Consider the following 16,776-nt stretch of genomic DNA (forward strand, 5'->3'; position numbering starts at 1 on the left):
TCATGCAGGCCGAGAGGCGCGGTGCGGCCCAGCGGCAGCCCGGCCCTTGGTCCGGCGGCCCTCGGCCCGGGACCGTATCCCCAGGAGCATGCGGCGTTCCATCAGGAACTGCACGGGTTCCAGGAGCGGGCGGAGGGCAAGGCCCCAAACGATGGGGGCATAGTCGTACCGGGTCCGGGACAGGAGCCGGGTGGTGTGGGTGTTGACCGGCCGCAAGACAAAGGTCCAGCCGAGCTCCAGCCGCTGGGATGTCATCGGGCCGCCCGACGCCGAGATCTTCCCGCTGCGGGGATCCATCACCCCGCCGAGGCCCAGCGCCGCCTCGGCATCCAGCAGCCGCACGGGCAGTCCGACGTCGGGCGCGAGCGGTATGCTGTCGCCAACGCGCAGCTGCTGGAATTCCGGGAGAATCCGGTCGGCGCTGCAAATACCGAGGCCCACGGCGTCTTCGAGCCAATCGTAGGAGTACATGCCGCCCCGGCCGGCGCCCAGCTGGATGAGCCAGGGCCAGACGTGCGAGACCGGCGCCGCGATGGTGACGGCGCGGGTGCTTTGCATGCGCGGTACGGGAACGAGATCGTCCCCCGGCAGCGGACCTGCCGCTTCCTGTGTGGTCGCGCCCCAGCGGAGGAGCCGGGGCCGGAGGGCGAGGACGTACGTTGCTCCTGCTGCCGCCGCGGCCAGTGCCGCCAGCGGACCGCGCAGCCGGGCGGGGGCGTGCAGGCTGGTCATCGGCTGTCCTTCTTGTGATCCCGGTTCTGATACGGCCAGCGCGCACGGCGGGACGGGACCCAGACGCCGGTGCACGTCAAGCGCGGCTATGTCAGGCTTGCTGCCCGCCGGATTCCTGGCCCACCACCAGCACGGGGCAGTGGGCGTGCGCCGCGCAGGCAGAGCTGACCGACCCCATGACCTGCGACAGGAAGCCGCCCTGCCCGCGTCTTCCCACCACGAGCATCTGGGCGTCCTGGCTTTCATCAACGAGAACCTTGGCTGGCGGCCCGAACTTCACCGACCGGGTGAGCCCCTCCGGACGCGAGTCCCCGAAGGCACGCTCAAGGGCCTGGTCCACGAGGCGTTTGGCGGTCTCCTCCAGCTGCGTGGTGGTGGGGGTGCTCTCCTCCGGGAGATGGGACGCCAGGAAGAAATCCGAGGTGCCTAAGCACGTGACCACCTCCAGCGGAGCGTTTAAACTGCTGGCCACGCGTCCGGCGAGCCGGAGGGCCGTCGTGGAAAACTCGGAACCGTCCACGCCCACGACTATGCGCTGATCACCGTTCATGGCCCCAGCCTGCCCCTCGCGGTTCGGAGGCGCCTAGGGCCAAAGGTCACCGTGCCGCTGTCCCGCGGCCGGGTCCGGACTCGCCGGGCCGGGGCTGCGCAGGACCCGCGGCCACCTTTAGGGTGGTACAACGACCACCAAAAGGAGATCCTGATGAGAGTTGCTGTTACCGGAGGAAGCGGAAAGCTGGGCCGGAGCGTCGTCCGGCGGCTGAACGAGGACGGCCATGAGGTCACCAACCTGGACCGCACTGGAGAGCGCGGGCGCGGCTACACCGAAGTGGACCTGCGCAACTACGGCCAGGTGGTGGACGTGTTCCTGGGCCTGGAGGACCGGCACGCCGGCTTCGATGCCGTGGTGCACCTGGCCGCTATCCCGGCGCCCGGCCATGCCCCCGACGCCGCCACGTTCGAGAACAACATGCAGGCCACCTACAACGTGTTCCAGGCGGCCCGCCGGGCCGGGATCAAGAAGATTGTGTATGCCTCCAGCGAGACGGTGCTGGGACTGCCCTTCGACGTCGACCCTCCCTACATCCCCGTCGACGAGGACTACCCCGCCCGGCCGGAAAGCACGTACTCGCTGGTCAAGCACCTTGAAGAACAGATGGCCATCCAGCTCACACGCTGGGACCCGGAGCTGAGCATCACAGGCCTGCGGTTCTCCAACGTGATGGATCCGGAGGACTACGAGGCCTTCCCCGCCTTCGACGCCGACGCGACGCTGCGCAAGTGGAACCTGTGGGGCTACATCGACGGCCGCGACGGCGGGCAGGCCGTGGCACGGGCGCTGGAGAACGCCAAGCCCGGCTTCGAGGCTTTCATCATCGCCAACGAGGACACCGTCATGAGCCGCTCAAGCGCCAGCCTGGCAGCCGAGGTGTTCCCGAACGTCAAGGTGGTCAAGGATCTTGGCGAGCACGAGACCATGCTCTCGATCGACAAGGCCAAGCGCCTCCTGGGCTACGCCCCCGAGCACAGCTGGCGGGCCTACCACTCGAACCGCACCACCCCCACGGAAGACTGACCCCCTAAGACTGACCCCGAAGACTAAGGAGCTCCATGCAATACCGCACATTGGGCAACAGCGGCGCCATCGTCTCCAACTATGCGCTGGGCACCATGACCTTCGGCGCTGAAGCCACCGAAGAGCAGTCCCGCGCCATCCTCGACGACTACCTCGCGTCCGGCGGCAACTTCATCGACACCGCCGATGTCTACAGTTCCGGCGTCTCCGAGGAGATCATCGGGCGCTGGCTGGCCGAACGGCCGGAGGCCCGGGACAACGTGGTGCTCGCCACCAAGGGCCGGTTCCCGATGGGGACGGCCCCGAATGACGTCGGCACCTCCCGCCGGCACCTGACCCGGGCGCTCGATGACTCACTGCGCCGGCTGGGGGTCGAGCAGATCGACCTCTACCAGCTCCACGCCTGGGACCCGATCACGCCGCTGGAGGAGACCCTGCGTTTCCTGCACGACGCCGTCAGCAGCGGAAAGATTGCCTACTACGGGTTCTCCAACTTCCTGGGCTGGCAACTGACCAAGGCGGTCCACCTGGCGAAAGCCCACGGCTGGAGCGCCCCGGTGACCCTGCAGCCGCAATACAGCCTGCTGGTTCGCGAGATCGAATCCGAGATCGTGCCGGCCTCGCTCGACGCCGGAATCGGGTTGCTGCCCTGGTCGCCGCTGGGCGGCGGCTGGCTTTCGGGCAAGTACAAACGCGACGAGCCGCCCACCGGCGCCACCCGCCTGGGCGAAAACCCGGACCGCGGCATGGAGGCGTGGAAGGCCCGGAACGCTGACGCCCGCACCTGGGAAGTCATTGAGGAAGTGGAGGAAATCGCCGGCCGCCACGGCGTGAGCGCGTCGCAGGTGGCGCTGGCCTGGCTGGCCGACCGACCTGCCGTGACGTCGGTGATCCTGGGCGCCCGGACGACTACCCAGCTCGCAGACAATCTCGCGGCAGCGGATCTCGTCCTCACCCCGGGGGAGACGGAGCGGCTGACCGAGGCCAGCCGCCCGCCCGTCGGGGTGTACCCGTACGGGCCGATGGCGCACGAGCAGCGCAGCAGGAAACTCGAAGGCGGCCGCTAAACCGGCAACGAGGGGTCAGCTAGCGGCTATTCCACCGCGCCGCGGATGGGCGCCTAGTGACCTCGCGTTGGCCGTGAGGGCAAAAAAGGTCCCGGGCGGCGAGTCAAAGCTCAGCTGCCCGGAACCTGGCTTGTTGCGGCTCTCCCGGTGTCGGCCCTAGTGAAGGAGCTCTCGGGTCGTGCCGAAGGGCACCTGGTCCGAAAGCGCCGCGGTGTAGTGACCCGGCTTGTGGCGCGTCAGCAGGATGCCGTGGGTGCCGGTGGCCATCGCGATCTGCTGCAGGCCCCGTACGGCGTCGTTGAGACGGTCGTCCAGGATCCGCCGGTTGTCGACTTGGATCTCAATGCACTCGGTAGCTGTGGTCATAGCACGATCTTTCTTGGAGTTCTATCTCTGGCCCCAATAGCTGCAGGAACACTAACGTCATATTTATAGGGCCGTCAAATCCGGGTCAGGCCCCGGTGCGGGGCAAAATCTCCCCGGCAGCACGGCGCACCGCCTCGACCTGCGAATACACAGATTTCCGACACCCGCAGGCCGGACCGGCACCCGCAAGACCGCGGAACGGGGATAATCTTCAGCGGGGGATATCCATAGAGTGCAGAGGCGGGACGGGACCATGGCAGAGGATCAAACAGGGAAGCCGCAGGGCTGGTGGGCGGCGTTCCACGAGAAGTTCGTCGTGGAGGAGCGCTTCATGAGCGGACCGGCACGCAGGAACCTCTACCGCATCGCCGTTGCCCTCATGCTGGCCGGCGCCGTATTGTTCGCCGTGATCCTCACCGGCGTGCTCCAGCACGGCGGTATTTCGGCGGGCGACGAGCCCGTACGGAGCTGGCTCGTGACCCTCCGCGGGGAACCCACGACCACCATCATGATCCTACTTGCGATCGTCTTTGGCCCCATCGGCCTGCCGATCATTGTGCTCGTGGTCACCGTGTCCTGGGGGATCCGTGCCAAGCACGCCTGGCGGCCGATGCTGCTGGCCGGCGCCATGCTGACCGGCGTCATCCTGGCCCAGGTCATCGGCCACATCGTCGAACGCCACCGTCCCCCGGAGAATCTGATGCTCTTCGGCGCCGACTCCACGTTCTCTTTCCCGTCCGGCCACGTGCTGGGCGCCTGCGATTTCCTGCTCGTCACGACGTTCCTCGTCTTTTCGCGCAAGCAGAACCCCAAGTCCGCCGTCGTCGCGTTCATTGTGGCAGGGATCGGCATCTTCTTCGCCGCCGCCAGCAGGCTCTACCTCGGCTACCACTGGATGACCGATGCCCTGGCGTCGTTCTCCATCTCACTGGTGGTGCTGGGCGCGGCCATGGCGCTGGACACCTGGCGGACCGCCCGCATAGCGGGGGAGCAGATCACGGGTACTCTCTCCAAAGCCGACACCAGCCAGGACTGATCACGCCAGGACCACCACGCCAGGACTGACCCGCGCCGGCTGCGCCGGGCGACCGCCCGCTGCCCGTCAGCCCCTGCGGGTCCGGTTCAGCGCGGCCCGCAGCCGGGCATTGTCCGCCTCGAGTTCGAGCACCTTGGCCACGCCTGCCAGGTTCAGGCCCTCATCCAGCAGTGCGCTGATCCGCCGCAGTACTGCCAGATCCGCATCGCTGTACTGCCGTGTGCCCCCCGCCGTGCGGTCCGGGGTGAGCAGTCCTTTCCGTTCATAGAGCCGGATGTTCTGCTGGCCGGTGCCCACCAGTTGTGCCACGACGGAGATGGCGTACAGGCCAACCTCCAACTTACGGTCCGCCATGTGCCTCCTCCCGGTCGGGACCATGCGCGTCCGGACCATGCGCGTCCGGACAAATCAGCCCTTGCAGTAGTTTCCCACCGGTGCTATAAAAAATCTATACCCACCAACACAGATAATCGCTTGGTGGGTCATGGGAAAATTGTAGGCAGACCCGCACTGAAGGAGTGGGAAATGATGTTGATGCGTACGGACCCTTTCCGTGACTTTGACCGGCTGGCCCAGCAGGTTTTCGGAACGCCGGCCCGGCCGGCGGCCATGCCGATGGACGCGTGGCAGGAGGACGGCGAGTTCGTCGTCGCTTTCGACCTGCCGGGGGTCAACGTGGATTCAATCCAGCTCGATATTGAACGCAACGTCCTGACCGTCCGGGCTGAACGGCGGGACCCGATGCAACCCAATGTCGAGCTGGTCGCGTCGGAACGCCCGCGCGGCGTTTTCAGCCGCCAGCTCATCCTCGGCGACACCCTGGACACGGAAAAGGTCAAGGCACACTACGCCGACGGCGTCCTGACACTCCGCATCCCGGTGGCGGAGCAAGCGAAGCCGCGCAAGATTGAAATCACCCACACACAGGACAAGATGCAGGAAATCGGAAAGTAGCTGCGGCGGGCAGCGGGTGCGTGTGCCCCGCTGCCCGGCGCACCCCGTGACCTGCTCTTACTCCGCCGGACACACGGAGTTGGACCATGAATCCGGACCCCCGCGGCTACTACGCGGCACTGCATGTCGCGCCGGACGCGACGCAGCAGGAGATCAGCCGGGCCTTTCGGGCGATCATGCGCCTGCTACATCCCGACGTCGGGGGTTCCGACGGCGGGGATGCTCGCGACGTGCGCGGCATCCTGGACGCTTACGCGGTGCTCCGGAACCCGACGAGCCGGGCGGATTACGACCGCCCGGAAAGCCATGCGCCCGCGCGGGGGAGCGCCGGGCAGGATTCCCGGGACATTCCGGTGCGCCAGGGCCGCCACCGGGAGCCGCTGCTGCGTGTTTCCCCGGTCCGCTGGGAACGGGGACCATGGCAGGGCTGAGCTGACGCGGGGCCTCCGCGCCGGGGCCTCCGGAAGAAAAGACTGCATGGGAAGGAGATCGGCCATGAACGCATGGCGCCGTTACGATTCGCACCTGATGCCGGCGTTCCACGAACGCTTCGAGGAACGGTGGGGTGAGGGTGCAGCACCGTTCCTGGACCCGGAGGCACACGAAGCGCCGCTTCCCCGGGCGCAGTGGATCAATATCGACACTGGTGCGGCGCTGGCAGTAGTCCCGATCTGGGCGGCCGACGACAGCCAGCACCGTTCGTTCGGCGTGTTTTATCTTCCGCCGGCCGGGGACATCTGGGTGCTGCGCCCGGGCTTCACGGAATACCTGGAACCCTTGGCCGGAGGGACGGAACCGCTGGCGACGCTGCGGAACGACGCCTTCAAGAAGGCCGTTGCGCATGCCAAGGACTTCCTCTTCGGGCCCGAAACCACGGAGTTCTGAAATTCGCCGGGGTTCCGAAGTTCATCCGGGGTCCGGGTCCCCGGCCGGGTCCACGCGGGCGGAGACGGATCAGTTGTTGGCGGCAGCGTAGAGGTTCAGGCTGGCGGAGAACACGATCCAGGACAGGTAGGGCAGCATGAGCAGTCCCGCGGTCCTGCTGACAGGACCGAACCGGACCACTGCGGCGGCCGCTGCCGCGGCATGTGCGGCGATGACCAGGAACGCCAGCCAGAGGGCGGCCGCTCCAAGCATTGGGTACATGCCGAAAAACAGCGGGGCCCAGGCCAGGTTCAGGACCAGCAGCAGGCCATACGTCCTCATGGCGTCCCTGCCCGGTCCGGTGCGTTTCCGCCACACCAGCCACGCAGCCACGGCCATGGCGGTGTACAGCACCATCCAGGCCGATCCGAAGGCCCAGCCGGGCGGGGTCCAGGACGCCTTGTCCGCGGCCGCGTACCACCCGTTGGCGTTGTTGATAATGGCCAGGGAGGCGATGAATGACACTCCCTGGGACACGGCCAGGAAACCGAGAAGTGCCGCAATCTGCCGGCCCGGGCCAAGTCTGTCCGGCGGCGGTTGGAGGGCGGGCATTTCTTCAAATTTCACGGGCACGGGTCAACCTTGGTCACTGGCTCCGCATCCGTCAAACCGACGCTCGTGGCGCACGATGCCGGGACGGCCTAAAATCAGTCAATCACCACCAGCGCAACTACATAGGGGTTCCCGTCCATGACTGCTTCAGCCAAAGAGTTGGCCGCCATGCTTCCGCCCAAGTTCACCCTCGGGGTCGCAACCGCTGCCTTCCAGATCGAAGGTGCCCTTGACGAGGACGGGCGCGGCCCGTCCGGCTGGGATGTCTTCGCCGCCAAACCGGGCGCGATCGTGGACGGCCACAGCCCCGCCGTGGCATGCGACCACTACCACCGGATGCCCGAAGACGTGGCTCTGATGAAGGAACTGGGCGTCGATTCGTACCGGTTCTCACTGTCCTGGTCCCGCATCCAGCCGGGCGGCACCGGCCCGGTCAACCCGGCGGGACTGGACTTCTACGACCGGCTCATCGACCTGTTGCTGGCCAACGGGATTTCCCCGATGGCCACCCTTTACCACTGGGAAACGCCCCTGCCCCTGGACGAGGCAGGCGGCTGGATGAACCGGGATACGGCTTACCGGCTCGGCGAGTTCGCGGCGATTGCCGCCGCTGCCTACGGCGACCGGGTGGCCCGCTGGGTCACCGTCAACGAACCGGCTACCGTCACCACGAACGGCTATGTCCTGGGCGTCCACGCCCCGGGCGAATCCCTCATGCTCAAGGCCCTGCCGAGCGTCCACCACCAGCTGCTGGGCCATGGACTGGCGGTCCAGGCGCTGCGGGCAGCCAACGTCCCTGGCGGCATCGGTATCACCAACGTCTACTCCCCGATGGTGCCGGCCTCCGCGAATCCCCTGGACAAGCTCAGCGCAGGGCTCATGGACGTGGCCCAGAACCGCCTGTATGCAGACCCGGTACTCCTCGGCAAGTACCCCGATGTCATCCGGGCAGCCACATTCTTCTCGTCCTTCAGCCCGTCCAGCGAGGACCTGGAGCTGATCTCCCAGCCCCTGGACTTCTACGGCATGAACTACTACATGCCCACGCGCGTGGCCTCCGGCCCCGGCGAAGGTGCCGTGCCGGAGGGCATGGCCGAGGCTATGGGCGATGACTTGGGCGGCACCCCCGGTGCGCCGTTCCACATTGCTGCCTTCCCGGACACCGAGACCACTGCCTATGGCTGGCCCATCAAGCCGGACTACATGGCCGTGGCGCTTGCCGAAATGGCCGAACGGTACCCGGACCTGCCGCCGGTCTACATTACGGAAGGCGGGGCGAGTTTCGAGGACCTGGAGATCCGGGACGCGGCGGCGGACCGGCTCATCATCCCGGACGAGCGCCGCGTGCAGTACCTGGCGGACCACATCGCGAGCGCCGTCGAGGCGACGTCGCCAGGCGGCGCCGCCGAGTCAATCGACCTCCGCGGCTATTACATATGGTCCCTGATGGACAATTTCGAGTGGTCCGCAGGCTACAAGCAGCAGTTCGGTCTCTTGCACGTGGACCGCGAAACTATGGTCCGCACGCCGAAGGCGTCCTACTACTGGTTCCAGGAACTGCTGGCGGCCCGGAACGATGCGGCGCCCCCGGCCGCCGGCGCCCCGGCACCCGGCACCGGAGAACCAAAGGAAGCGGCCGGCGTCGAACGCCACCACCCGGTCGGCTGATCCCATACGCTCCGGCTGAGGGCCGGGCTCAAAGAATATCCAGGTCCTGCAGGCCTTTTGCCATGCCGGCGCCGTCCGGCGAGTAGATCCAGGGAACCGTGGAGTTGGTGTGGTCGCCGGTATCGGAATGGCCGCCGGCCAGGACGGCCTCACTCGTGGACAGCTGCCGGATGCCGATCGCGGCTACCCGGTCTCCGTGCTCCCGCGCGAAGTCCGAATAGATCTGCTCATCGTGCTGGCCGTTGTCGCCAAAGAGCAGCCAGCGCATCTTGGGGAACTCCTTGGCCAGCAGGTCCAGGTTCCGGCGCTTGTGCTCCTGCCCGCTGCGGAACCAGCGGTCGTGGGTAAGGCCCCAGTCGGTGAGCAGCAACGCGCCCGAGGGGTACAGGTTCCGGGCAATGAACCGGGCCAGGGTGGGGGCGGCGTTCCACGGTCCGGTGGACAGATAGATCACCGGGGCTTGCGGGTGCTCCACCATCAGCCGGTCCATGAGGACGGCCATGCCGGGCGTGGCCATCCGGGCACGCTCGTTGAGCACGAACGTGTTCCACAGGGCCAGGAAAGGCCGCGGCAGCGCCGTGACCATGATCGTGTCGTCAATATCCGAGACGATGCCGAGTTCGGTGTCCGGGGAGATCACGAAGATCCTGGCCGTGACGGGTTCGGTCCCCTCGGCCCGCAGGACCGCGGTGTGCCAGCCCGGGGCCAGCGACACGGGCACCACCGTGTCCACCAGGCCGCCGCGGTCCGCGTGCACGCGGGTGGTGTTGCCGCCGATTTCAATGTCCACGGCGGTGAACTGGATCGGGACGCTCGTGAAGGCACGCCAGCCGCGGAAATTCTGGTTGCCGTTCTGGGCCGCCTGATCGGTCTTGCTGCCGGGAACGGGCCTGCTCGTGAGGACCACCCGTGCGAGCACCCGCACCCATCCCGTGGAACCGTAGCCCTGGTATGCGATGGTCTGCGGGATGAAGTGCCAGCGGCGGGCCGTTTTGAGGCGCAGGCCGTTGACGCTGTCCGAGACCCAGTGGGCGAGGTGGAAAACCCGGTTGCCGGACAGGGGTTGCTGCTGCGGGGGTTGCTGCGAGGCCAATTCCATGCCTCCACTCTCCCACAGCGCCGAGCCCGCACGCGGACTGCGGGCAGCGAATTGGCCAGCTCGGGCCCCGCCTCACCGGCCGTCCCCTAGCAAGCTGCGCAGTGTGGCGGCGTTGCGCACGGCGTGGCCGCCGCCGTCGTTGTTGAAATAGGCAAAGACGTCCTTGCCGGCGGTCTCCCATTCGCGGATCCGGTCCGCCCACCAGCGCAGGTCCTCGTCCGGATATGAGCCGCCGTACAGGTGGCCCGGGTCCGGCCCGTGCAGCCGGACGTAGACGAACGGCGCCGTCGCGCGCAGGATACACGGGAGCCCGGCGCCGCTCATGACGCAGTACGCCGCGCCATGCCGCTCCAGCAGGGAGAACACGTCGGGATCCTCCCAACTGGGGTGGCGGAACTCCACGCTGACGCTGATCCACTCCGGCAGTGCGGCCAGGAAGTAGTCCAGCCGGGCGTCATCACGGGCGAAGCCGGGAGGCAGCTGGACCAGCAGCACGCCGCGTTTGTCGCCGAGCTCGTGCCAGCATCTGACAATCCGTTCCACCCAGGCCTCAGGGGCGTAAAGCTTCTTGGCGTGGGTCAGGCCGCGCGGGGCCTTGACGGACAGCAGGAACCCTGCCGGCAGGCGGCGGCGCCACCCGGCGAAGCTCGACTCCCGGGGCCAGTGGTAGAAGCTCGCGTTGAGCTCCACGGTGCGGAAATGGGCCGCATAGTGTGCCAGGCGGTCCCGTGCCGGAAGCCCCGGCGGGTACAGCACGTTTTCCCAGTGGTCGTAGCTCCAGCCGCTCGTTCCAATGTGGTTCGTCCCAAAGTGGTAAATCCCCACGTCGGGCGCCATGTCGGCCGTCCCGTCTCCTGCGCCCGCCGGTGCCGGCCTAGACTTCCCCGGCCCAGTCCCGTGCGTGCGGGGCGAACGCCTCTTCCCAGCGCTGCCGCTCGTGCTCCGGCAGCGGGCCGCGCGCGACGGCGGCCGCCGCGGCATCGAGGTTGGCGGTCTTCGATGTGCCGACGATCGCTGTGCCGACACCGGGGGCGAACGCCGAGAACCGCAGGGCCGTCCCCTGCCAGTCATCGGCTTCGGGCTCCAGGCCCATCTCCCGCAGGCGCAGCCAGTAACTCTCGCCATACACCCCGGCCGGCCGGTCACGGTGGCGCCAGGGCGCATTGGCCAGCGGACGCTTGGCGACCACTCCCAGGCCGCTCCGGGCCGCGTCGGGGAGCACTTCACGAAGTGACCGCTGGTCCGCCAGGTTCACGGACGACTGCACGGCCCCGAACACCCCGGCCCCGGCCGCCCAGGCAAGCGCGTCGTTCTCCCCGCTGTAGCCGGGCATCCGGACCTTTCCGGCCTCCACGCAGGCGAGGAGCGCCTGGATGGCGTCGCCCTGTTGCAGCACCGCGAGGGGGCACGAATGCAGGAAAACGACGTCGAGGACGTCCGTGCCCAGCTTCGCCAGGGCCTCGTCCACGCCGCCGGTCACGGCGGCAGCGCTCCAGTCCGCAGCGCCGTCGACGCCGTAGCCGACCTTCGTGGACAGCACGACGCCGTCGCGGTGCGCGGGGATCCAGCTGCCGATCCGTTCCTCGGACAACCCGTAGCCCCGGGCGGTGTCGATGAAGTTGATGCCCAGTTCCAGGGCCCGGTCCAGGAGCGCATGCGCCTCGCGCTCCGTCACGCCGTCGTATCCGATGTGCCCCGCGCCGAAGCCGAGGGCCGAGACCTGCAGGGGCGAGTCTCCTGCGCGTGTCGTTCCGAAGTTCCGTTTAAGCATGGTTGGATCCTAGCCCTGCGGGCCGGGCGGCCCGCAACTCCGGGCCGGCGCTGAAAACTCGTCCGCAGCCGTGGGGTGTGGCACTGTAAGTGTCATGGCACGCATCGAGGATTACGCAATGGTCGGCGATCTGCACACCGCCGCCCTTATCAGCACCGAAGGCTCCATCGACTGGCTGTGCCTGCCCCGGTTCGACTCGCCCGCGTGCTTCAGCGCGCTGCTCGACACACCCAAGGCCGGCCGCTGGCTCCTGGCGCCGGCAAGCGGCGGCGAATGCACGCGGCGGCACTACCGGCAGGACACGCTCATCCTGGAAACGGAATGGGAGACGCCCGACGGCACGGTCAGGATCATCGACTTCATGCCGCCCCGCGACTCTGTGGCGGACATCGTGCGGATCGTTGAGGGTGTCCGCGGCACAGTGCGGATGCGCGGGGAGCTGACGCTGCGGTTCGACTACGGCCACATCGTCCCGTGGGTCCGCCATGACGAGCACGGGATCCATGCGATCGCCGGACCGGACGCCGCCTACCTCGTGACCGAGGCTCCGCTGCGCGGCGAGCGGATGCATACGGTCAGCGACTTCACGGTGACCGCGGGGGAACGGGTGCCGTTCGCGCTGACGTGGAGCCCCAGCCATCTCGGCCGCCCCCGCCCGGTGGATCCGGAAGCGGTCCTGGTGTCCACCGAGGCTTTCTGGAAGAACTGGTCGGCCAAGTGCAAGATCAAGGGCCCCTACCGTGACGCCGTGAAGCGGTCCCTCATCACCTTGAAGGCGCTGACCTTCGCCCCGACCGGCGGCATCGTCGCTGCGGTGACAACCTCCCTGCCGGAGGAGATCGGCGGCACCCGGAACTGGGACTACCGCTTCTGCTGGCTCCGGGACGCCACCCTCACCCTCCAGGCGCTCCTTGCCGTGGGCTATACGGAGGAAGCCGGTGCATGGCGAGACTGGCTGCTCCGGGCAGTCGCCGGAGACCCAGCGGACCTGCAGATCATGTACGGGCTCCACGGCGAACGCCGGCTGCCGGAGATGGAACTTCCCTGGCTTGGGGGCTATGAAGGTTCCGCCCCCGTGCGGACAGGGAACGGCGCGGCGGGGCAGCTGCAGCTCGACGTCTGGGGCGAAGTGCTCGATTGCCTGTCCCTGACGCGGAATTCCCTCCTGAAGCACACCGACGACGCCTGGGACGTCCAGGTCGCCCTGATGGAACACCTTGAGACCGCATGGCGCCACCCGGACAACGGGCTGTGGGAAATGCGCGGCCCGCAGCGGCACTTCACGCACTCCAAGGTGATGGCCTGGGTCGCCGCAGACCGCATGGTCAAGGGGGTCAGGGACTTCGGCCTGACCGGTCCCGCAGACCGGTGGGAGGAACTGCGCGACACCATCCACGCTGAGGTCATGGCCAACGGCTTCGACGCCGAGCGCAACACCTTCGTGCAGTCGTACGGGCGGCCGGAGCTGGACGCGAGCCTTCTGCTCATCCCGCGGGTGGGATTCCTGCCGCCTGATGATCCGCGCGTCATTGGAACCATCGACGCCGTCCAGGCCGAACTGACGCACGACGGATTCCTCCTCCGCTACAAGCCGGCGGAAAGCGACGACGGGCTCCCCGGCGAGGAGGGCGTCTTCCTCGCCTGCTCGTTTTGGCTGGTGCAGGCCCTGCTGGGGGCGGGCCGGCGCCACGAGGCCAGGGAACTCTTCGAGCGCCTGCTGGCGCTGCGCAACGACGTCGGGCTCCTCAGCGAAGAATGGGGCGTCGACACAGGACGGCAGCTGGGCAACACGCCGCAGGCATTCAGCCACTTCGCGCTCGTGCTCAGCGCCCTGGGGCTGCACGAAGACGGCGTGCACCGCAGCGACACCCCGCTGACGACTTCGGCCATTGAAGAGGTCGCCGCGCCGGCGGACCCTGCACGGGCGGCCTTCGTGAACCCGTAGCACGGCCGGCGCCGGACGTTCCGCACAGCCCGGGGCTTTGTCGAGACAAAGCCAGTAAGTACACTTACTAATATCCCAACGTGGGGTGATGGGCAGAAGGAGTGTGCAGATGGCTGGGTATTTCGAGCTCGTGGACGCGCCCGACGGCGGATACCGCATCCGGATGATGGACGGAACGGGCAACCTGATGGCGGTTTCAGTCACGTTCGCCACCAAAAAGGCGGCCGTGGCCGGAGTCGCGCTGGCCCGGGAGATCGCCGGAACGGGCCTCATCCGGGACCGCAGTTCCGACGGCCAGGCCGCAACGATCGGTTCCGTGCCCAGGGTGATGAGACGGACCGTTGTCGGCGCAGGACGCGGGCCGTCCGTCACGGGCGGTTCGCTTGCAGCAGGGCGGAGGGCCCGTGCCCACCACTGATCCTGCCGCCAACCCTCCTGCCGGCCGGCACGAAGCCGCCGTCCTCTTCGATGTCGACGGGACGCTGGTCGATTCCACCTACCTGCACACTCTCGCCTGGTGGCGGGCCTTCCGGCAGGCCGGCCACGACATTCCGATGGCCAGCATCCACCGCTCGATCGGCATGGGCGGGGACAAGATCCTCGCCGCCCTGCTGCCTTCGGGCCGGGACCTCTCCGGGGACGACGCCATCTTGTCCGCCCAGTCGGCCGTGTTCGCCACCTTCTGGTCGGCACTGCGCCCCCTCGACGGGGCCAGGGATTTGCTGGCCGAGTGCCACGGGCGGGGCCTCGCCGTGGCCCTGGCATCGTCGGCCCGGGGCCGGGACCTTGAAATTCTCAGGTCCACGATCGGGGCGGACGACTACGTTCACGCAGCCACGAGTTCCAGCGACGCCGAGGAGAGCAAGCCCGCGCCGGATATCCTCGTCGCTGCCCTGGCGGCCGTCGGCGTGCAGGCCGGCGATGCCGTCTACGTCGGCGACGCCGTCTGGGACATCTACGCCGCCGGGGCGCTTGGCATCCCGGCCATCGGACTGACGTGCGGGGGGACCAGCGAAGCGGAGCTACGCGAAGCCGGCGCCGTCGAAGTCTACGAGAGCCCGCGCGCGCTGCTGGAGAATCTCAGCGACAGCGCGATAGGACGGCTCCTCACGGGAACTTCTTCCACGCCTTGAGAAAGTCCGCCTCGGATCCGGCCGCCAGCTGCTCTTCCTTGGCGTGCAGCCGTCCGTAGGTGAAACCGGCCTCCGCGCCGCCCGGCGAGCGCCTGCCGAGCTCGCTCAGCAAGGCGCGGGCAACCACACTGTCCTGGTGCAGGCCAAGGACTGTTTGAATCCGGCGCGCAGCCGAAGCCGCACGTTTGGCCCGCTTGCCGGCATTTCCCCCGAGCGTTGCGGCGAACTCGGAGGCGTAGCGCAGACGCTTGGCGGCCTTGCGGATCTCGTGCAGGCGGGTGTCCCGGGGAACGGTGCCGGCCTGCGTGTGAAGCGCCTGCACGGCGCGCCTGAGGCGCGCTTCATCCTTGGCGACGAGCTTTCGGCTGGTTTTGCGCGGGCGCCGGGACGCTTTCGCCGACAGGGCTCCAGCCGCGAGCAGCTCCGAGAGGCCGGCCAGCAGCTGGGCGTACCTTTCGCTCCCAAGGGCAGCCAGGACGCCCTCAAGTCCAGCAGCGGCGGACGCCTCGAGCTCCTCGTCGATCCGTGCAGCGGCCGGACCGAAGACCAGGTCCTCGGGCTCGGCTGCGAGCAGCTCCTGGAGCCGGGCCTGGACCACCCCGGGATCCCGGGCTGCGCCGAGCACCCCGGAGAGCCACTTCAGCTCGGACCGCACGCCCTCTCCGGCGCCGTCCACGAACAAGGTTCGGCCGGTGGCCAGCAAAGACCTGAGGCGGCGGCCCGAAATCCGCATCTGGTGGATGGACTCCGCCTGGCCTGCACGGACACCCGGGGCATGGCGGCGCAGCTCGCCGAGCTGTTCCCCGAGATAGGCCAGCAGGACGGTGCCGGCGGTGGTCGCCATGCTTCACTCTACTTCGCGCAGCCCGGCAATTGTGGGGAGCCGGGGGTCCGGAATGCCGGCAGTTTGCTGTGCCACTGCTGGTCAAACGCCTATTGTCGGACGATGGAACAACGCGTATTGGGAAAGACCGGCCGGAACGTTTCAGTTGTCGGGCTCGGCACGTGGCAGCTGGGGGCGGACTGGGGCGAGGTGGACCAGTCCCAGGCGCAGGCTGTCCTGGCCGCGTCGGCCGATGCCGGCGTTACCTTCTTTGACACGGCGGACGTCTACGGCGACGGCCGCAGCGAGCAGGCGATCGGCGCCTTCCTGGCCGGGCGCCCGGACCTGGACGTCACGGTCGCCACCAAGATGGGCCGCCGGGTGGAGCAGCGCCCGGAGAACTACACCCTTGCCAATTTCCGCCAGTGGGTGGACCGTTCACGGCGGAACCTGCGCACCGACCGCCTGGACCTCGTGCAGCTGCACTGCCCGCCAACCGCCGTCTACAGCAGCGCCGAGGTCTACGACGCGCTGGACACCCTCGTGACCGAGGACGCTATCCGGAACTACGGCGTGAGTGTCGAGCGCACCGACGAGGCCCTCGAAGCGATCCGGCACCCCGGCACGGCGACCGTCCAGCTCATCCTCAATGCGTTCCGGCTGAAACCGCTGGATGAGGTGCTCCCGGCGGCCAGGGCAGCCGGCGTCGGCATCATCGCCCGGGTGCCGCTCGCCTCGGGGCTCCTGTCCGGCAAGTATTCCCGGGACACGTCCTTCGCCCCGGACGACCACCGCAACTACAACAGGACGGGTGCGGCGTTCGACGTCGGGGAGACGTTCTCCGGCGTGGACTTTGAACAGGGGCTCCAGGCAGCGGCGGAGTTCGGCCGCCTCGTGCCGGAGGGAGCCACACCTGCCCAGGCCGCCATCGCCTGGATCGCCGCCCAGGACGGCGTCAGCTCCGTCATTCCCGGCGCCCGCAGCGCGGACCAGGCGCGCGCCAACGCCGCGGCCGCGCAGGTCCGAATCGATGCGGAGTTCAAGGCCGGCGTGCAGGACATCTACGACCGCTACTTCCGGCCCACGATCCACCCCCGCTGGTAACCCTGCCAGCACGGGTTCCGGCGCGG

20 protein-coding genes are annotated in these 16,776 nt (G+C 68.2%); 11 read left to right on the top strand and 9 right to left on the bottom strand.

Translation table 11 applies throughout. The features are described 5' to 3' along the window. Together AC1DCZ_RS06340 and AC1DCZ_RS06345 are read right to left on the bottom strand one after the other, a co-directional pair. A complete protein-coding gene (locus AC1DCZ_RS06340) occupies positions 1–732 on the bottom strand; it encodes an SRPBCC family protein (RefSeq protein WP_476973829.1) in 732 nt (243 codons plus the stop codon). A 91-nt stretch (positions 733–823) separates the two neighbouring features. Continuing rightward, positions 824–1,282, bottom strand: coding sequence for a universal stress protein (locus tag AC1DCZ_RS06345; RefSeq protein WP_476893687.1), 459 nt, complete (start codon positions 1,280–1,282; stop codon positions 824–826). 153 nt (positions 1,283–1,435) lie between these two features. On the opposite strand from AC1DCZ_RS06345, the gene AC1DCZ_RS06350 reads away from it, so the two are divergent. Both AC1DCZ_RS06350 and AC1DCZ_RS06355 read left to right on the top strand, forming a co-directional pair. After that, positions 1,436–2,308, top strand: coding sequence for an NAD-dependent epimerase/dehydratase family protein (locus tag AC1DCZ_RS06350; RefSeq protein WP_476973830.1), 873 nt, complete (start codon positions 1,436–1,438; stop codon positions 2,306–2,308). A 35-nt stretch (positions 2,309–2,343) separates the two neighbouring features. After that, entirely contained in the window at positions 2,344–3,375 is a 1,032-nt protein-coding gene (locus AC1DCZ_RS06355) for an aldo/keto reductase (RefSeq protein ID WP_476973831.1), read from the top strand. A 156-nt stretch (positions 3,376–3,531) separates the two neighbouring features. Here the strand turns inward: AC1DCZ_RS06355 and AC1DCZ_RS06360 are convergent, their stop codons facing one another. Continuing rightward, complete coding sequence (locus AC1DCZ_RS06360) at positions 3,532–3,741, bottom strand: hypothetical protein (RefSeq protein ID WP_476973832.1); 210 nt, start codon at positions 3,739–3,741, stop codon at positions 3,532–3,534. A 253-nt stretch (positions 3,742–3,994) separates the two neighbouring features. Between AC1DCZ_RS06360 and AC1DCZ_RS06365 the strand changes: the two genes are divergently transcribed. Further along, positions 3,995–4,777, top strand: coding sequence for a phosphatase PAP2 family protein (locus AC1DCZ_RS06365; protein ID WP_476973833.1), 783 nt, complete (start codon positions 3,995–3,997; stop codon positions 4,775–4,777). A gap of 66 nt (positions 4,778–4,843) precedes the next feature. On the opposite strand, the gene AC1DCZ_RS06370 is transcribed toward AC1DCZ_RS06365, so the two are convergent. Continuing rightward, entirely contained in the window at positions 4,844–5,131 is a 288-nt protein-coding gene (locus AC1DCZ_RS06370) for a MerR family transcriptional regulator (RefSeq protein WP_476973834.1), read from the bottom strand. A 174-nt stretch (positions 5,132–5,305) separates the two neighbouring features. Here AC1DCZ_RS06370 and AC1DCZ_RS06375 point away from each other — a divergent pair, with 174 nt between their 5' ends. The 3 genes from AC1DCZ_RS06375 to AC1DCZ_RS06385 all read left to right on the top strand — a co-directional run bounded on the left by AC1DCZ_RS06375 (position 5,306) and on the right by AC1DCZ_RS06385 (position 6,616). Then, the gene (locus AC1DCZ_RS06375) at positions 5,306–5,731 is read left to right on the top strand and encodes an Hsp20/alpha crystallin family protein (RefSeq protein ID WP_476894201.1); all 426 of its coding nucleotides are present in this window, start codon (positions 5,306–5,308) and stop codon (positions 5,729–5,731) included. Positions 5,732–5,817: 86 nt separating this feature from the next. Next, positions 5,818–6,162, top strand: coding sequence for a J domain-containing protein (locus AC1DCZ_RS06380; RefSeq protein ID WP_476973835.1), 345 nt, complete (start codon positions 5,818–5,820; stop codon positions 6,160–6,162). A 64-nt stretch (positions 6,163–6,226) separates the two neighbouring features. Beyond that, positions 6,227–6,616, top strand: coding sequence for a hypothetical protein (locus AC1DCZ_RS06385; protein ID WP_476973836.1), 390 nt, complete (start codon positions 6,227–6,229; stop codon positions 6,614–6,616). A gap of 69 nt (positions 6,617–6,685) precedes the next feature. Here AC1DCZ_RS06385 and AC1DCZ_RS06390 read toward each other — a convergent pair whose 3' ends face one another. Further along, a complete protein-coding gene (locus AC1DCZ_RS06390; RefSeq protein ID WP_476973837.1) occupies positions 6,686–7,222 on the bottom strand; it encodes a TspO/MBR family protein in 537 nt (178 codons plus the stop codon). A 123-nt stretch (positions 7,223–7,345) separates the two neighbouring features. Here AC1DCZ_RS06390 and AC1DCZ_RS06395 point away from each other — a divergent pair, with 123 nt between their 5' ends. Further along, positions 7,346–8,875, top strand: coding sequence for a glycoside hydrolase family 1 protein (locus tag AC1DCZ_RS06395; RefSeq protein ID WP_476973838.1), 1,530 nt, complete (start codon positions 7,346–7,348; stop codon positions 8,873–8,875). Between the two features lie 28 nt (positions 8,876–8,903). Here the strand turns inward: AC1DCZ_RS06395 and AC1DCZ_RS06400 are convergent, their stop codons facing one another. The 3 genes from AC1DCZ_RS06400 to AC1DCZ_RS06410 all read right to left on the bottom strand — a co-directional run bounded on the left by AC1DCZ_RS06400 (position 8,904) and on the right by AC1DCZ_RS06410 (position 11,745). After that, positions 8,904–9,974 (bottom strand): App1 family protein, encoded by a 1,071-nt coding sequence (locus tag AC1DCZ_RS06400; RefSeq protein WP_476973839.1) that lies wholly within the window; start codon positions 9,972–9,974, stop codon positions 8,904–8,906. Positions 9,975–10,046: 72 nt separating this feature from the next. After that, positions 10,047–10,811 carry a DUF72 domain-containing protein gene (locus AC1DCZ_RS06405; protein ID WP_476973840.1) on the bottom strand — a complete coding sequence of 255 codons (765 nt, stop codon included), beginning with the start codon at positions 10,809–10,811 and terminating at the stop codon, positions 10,047–10,049. Positions 10,812–10,848: 37 nt separating this feature from the next. Further along, positions 10,849–11,745: an aldo/keto reductase gene (locus AC1DCZ_RS06410; RefSeq protein WP_476973841.1), complete on the bottom strand. Its 897-nt coding sequence runs from the start codon at positions 11,743–11,745 to the stop codon at positions 10,849–10,851. 94 nt (positions 11,746–11,839) lie between these two features. Between AC1DCZ_RS06410 and AC1DCZ_RS06415 the strand changes: the two genes are divergently transcribed. The 3 genes from AC1DCZ_RS06415 to AC1DCZ_RS06425 all read left to right on the top strand — a co-directional run bounded on the left by AC1DCZ_RS06415 (position 11,840) and on the right by AC1DCZ_RS06425 (position 14,823). After that, positions 11,840–13,690: a glycoside hydrolase family 15 protein gene (locus AC1DCZ_RS06415; protein WP_476973842.1), complete on the top strand. Its 1,851-nt coding sequence runs from the start codon at positions 11,840–11,842 to the stop codon at positions 13,688–13,690. 109 nt (positions 13,691–13,799) lie between these two features. After that, positions 13,800–14,108: a DUF1508 domain-containing protein gene (locus tag AC1DCZ_RS06420; RefSeq protein ID WP_476973843.1), complete on the top strand. Its 309-nt coding sequence runs from the start codon at positions 13,800–13,802 to the stop codon at positions 14,106–14,108. Beyond that, positions 14,095–14,823: an HAD family hydrolase gene (locus tag AC1DCZ_RS06425; protein ID WP_476973844.1), complete on the top strand. Its 729-nt coding sequence runs from the start codon at positions 14,095–14,097 to the stop codon at positions 14,821–14,823. Before AC1DCZ_RS06420 ends, AC1DCZ_RS06425 begins: the two co-directional genes overlap by 14 nt. On the opposite strand, the gene AC1DCZ_RS06430 is transcribed toward AC1DCZ_RS06425, so the two are convergent. Next, positions 14,798–15,667 carry a CHAD domain-containing protein gene (locus AC1DCZ_RS06430; RefSeq protein ID WP_476973845.1) on the bottom strand — a complete coding sequence of 290 codons (870 nt, stop codon included), beginning with the start codon at positions 15,665–15,667 and terminating at the stop codon, positions 14,798–14,800. The genes AC1DCZ_RS06425 and AC1DCZ_RS06430 overlap by 26 nt on opposite strands. 102 nt (positions 15,668–15,769) lie before the next feature. Here AC1DCZ_RS06430 and AC1DCZ_RS06435 point away from each other — a divergent pair, with 102 nt between their 5' ends. After that, positions 15,770–16,750 carry an aldo/keto reductase gene (locus AC1DCZ_RS06435; protein ID WP_476973846.1) on the top strand — a complete coding sequence of 327 codons (981 nt, stop codon included), beginning with the start codon at positions 15,770–15,772 and terminating at the stop codon, positions 16,748–16,750. The last annotated feature ends 26 nt before the right edge of the window (positions 16,751–16,776 follow it).

Source organism: Arthrobacter sp. 10N418, assembly GCF_056394725.1.

Coding starts and splice junctions, on each gene's coding strand:
- AC1DCZ_RS06340 (WP_476973829.1), bottom strand. CDS start 732: ATGACCAGCCTGCACGCCCCCGCCCGGCTGCGCGGTCCGCTGGCGGCA.
- AC1DCZ_RS06345 (WP_476893687.1), bottom strand. CDS start 1,282: ATGAACGGTGATCAGCGCATAGTCGTGGGCGTGGACGGTTCCGAGTTT.
- AC1DCZ_RS06350 (WP_476973830.1), top strand. CDS start 1,436: ATGAGAGTTGCTGTTACCGGAGGAAGCGGAAAGCTGGGCCGGAGCGTC.
- AC1DCZ_RS06355 (WP_476973831.1), top strand. CDS start 2,344: ATGCAATACCGCACATTGGGCAACAGCGGCGCCATCGTCTCCAACTAT.
- AC1DCZ_RS06360 (WP_476973832.1), bottom strand. CDS start 3,741: ATGACCACAGCTACCGAGTGCATTGAGATCCAAGTCGACAACCGGCGG.
- AC1DCZ_RS06365 (WP_476973833.1), top strand. CDS start 3,995: ATGGCAGAGGATCAAACAGGGAAGCCGCAGGGCTGGTGGGCGGCGTTC.
- AC1DCZ_RS06370 (WP_476973834.1), bottom strand. CDS start 5,131: ATGGCGGACCGTAAGTTGGAGGTTGGCCTGTACGCCATCTCCGTCGTG.
- AC1DCZ_RS06375 (WP_476894201.1), top strand. CDS start 5,306: ATGTTGATGCGTACGGACCCTTTCCGTGACTTTGACCGGCTGGCCCAG.
- AC1DCZ_RS06380 (WP_476973835.1), top strand. CDS start 5,818: ATGAATCCGGACCCCCGCGGCTACTACGCGGCACTGCATGTCGCGCCG.
- AC1DCZ_RS06385 (WP_476973836.1), top strand. CDS start 6,227: ATGAACGCATGGCGCCGTTACGATTCGCACCTGATGCCGGCGTTCCAC.
- AC1DCZ_RS06395 (WP_476973838.1), top strand. CDS start 7,346: ATGACTGCTTCAGCCAAAGAGTTGGCCGCCATGCTTCCGCCCAAGTTC.
- AC1DCZ_RS06400 (WP_476973839.1), bottom strand. CDS start 9,974: ATGGAATTGGCCTCGCAGCAACCCCCGCAGCAGCAACCCCTGTCCGGC.
- AC1DCZ_RS06405 (WP_476973840.1), bottom strand. CDS start 10,811: ATGGCGCCCGACGTGGGGATTTACCACTTTGGGACGAACCACATTGGA.
- AC1DCZ_RS06410 (WP_476973841.1), bottom strand. CDS start 11,745: ATGCTTAAACGGAACTTCGGAACGACACGCGCAGGAGACTCGCCCCTG.
- AC1DCZ_RS06415 (WP_476973842.1), top strand. CDS start 11,840: ATGGCACGCATCGAGGATTACGCAATGGTCGGCGATCTGCACACCGCC.
- AC1DCZ_RS06420 (WP_476973843.1), top strand. CDS start 13,800: ATGGCTGGGTATTTCGAGCTCGTGGACGCGCCCGACGGCGGATACCGC.
- AC1DCZ_RS06430 (WP_476973845.1), bottom strand. CDS start 15,667: ATGGCGACCACCGCCGGCACCGTCCTGCTGGCCTATCTCGGGGAACAG.
- AC1DCZ_RS06435 (WP_476973846.1), top strand. CDS start 15,770: ATGGAACAACGCGTATTGGGAAAGACCGGCCGGAACGTTTCAGTTGTC.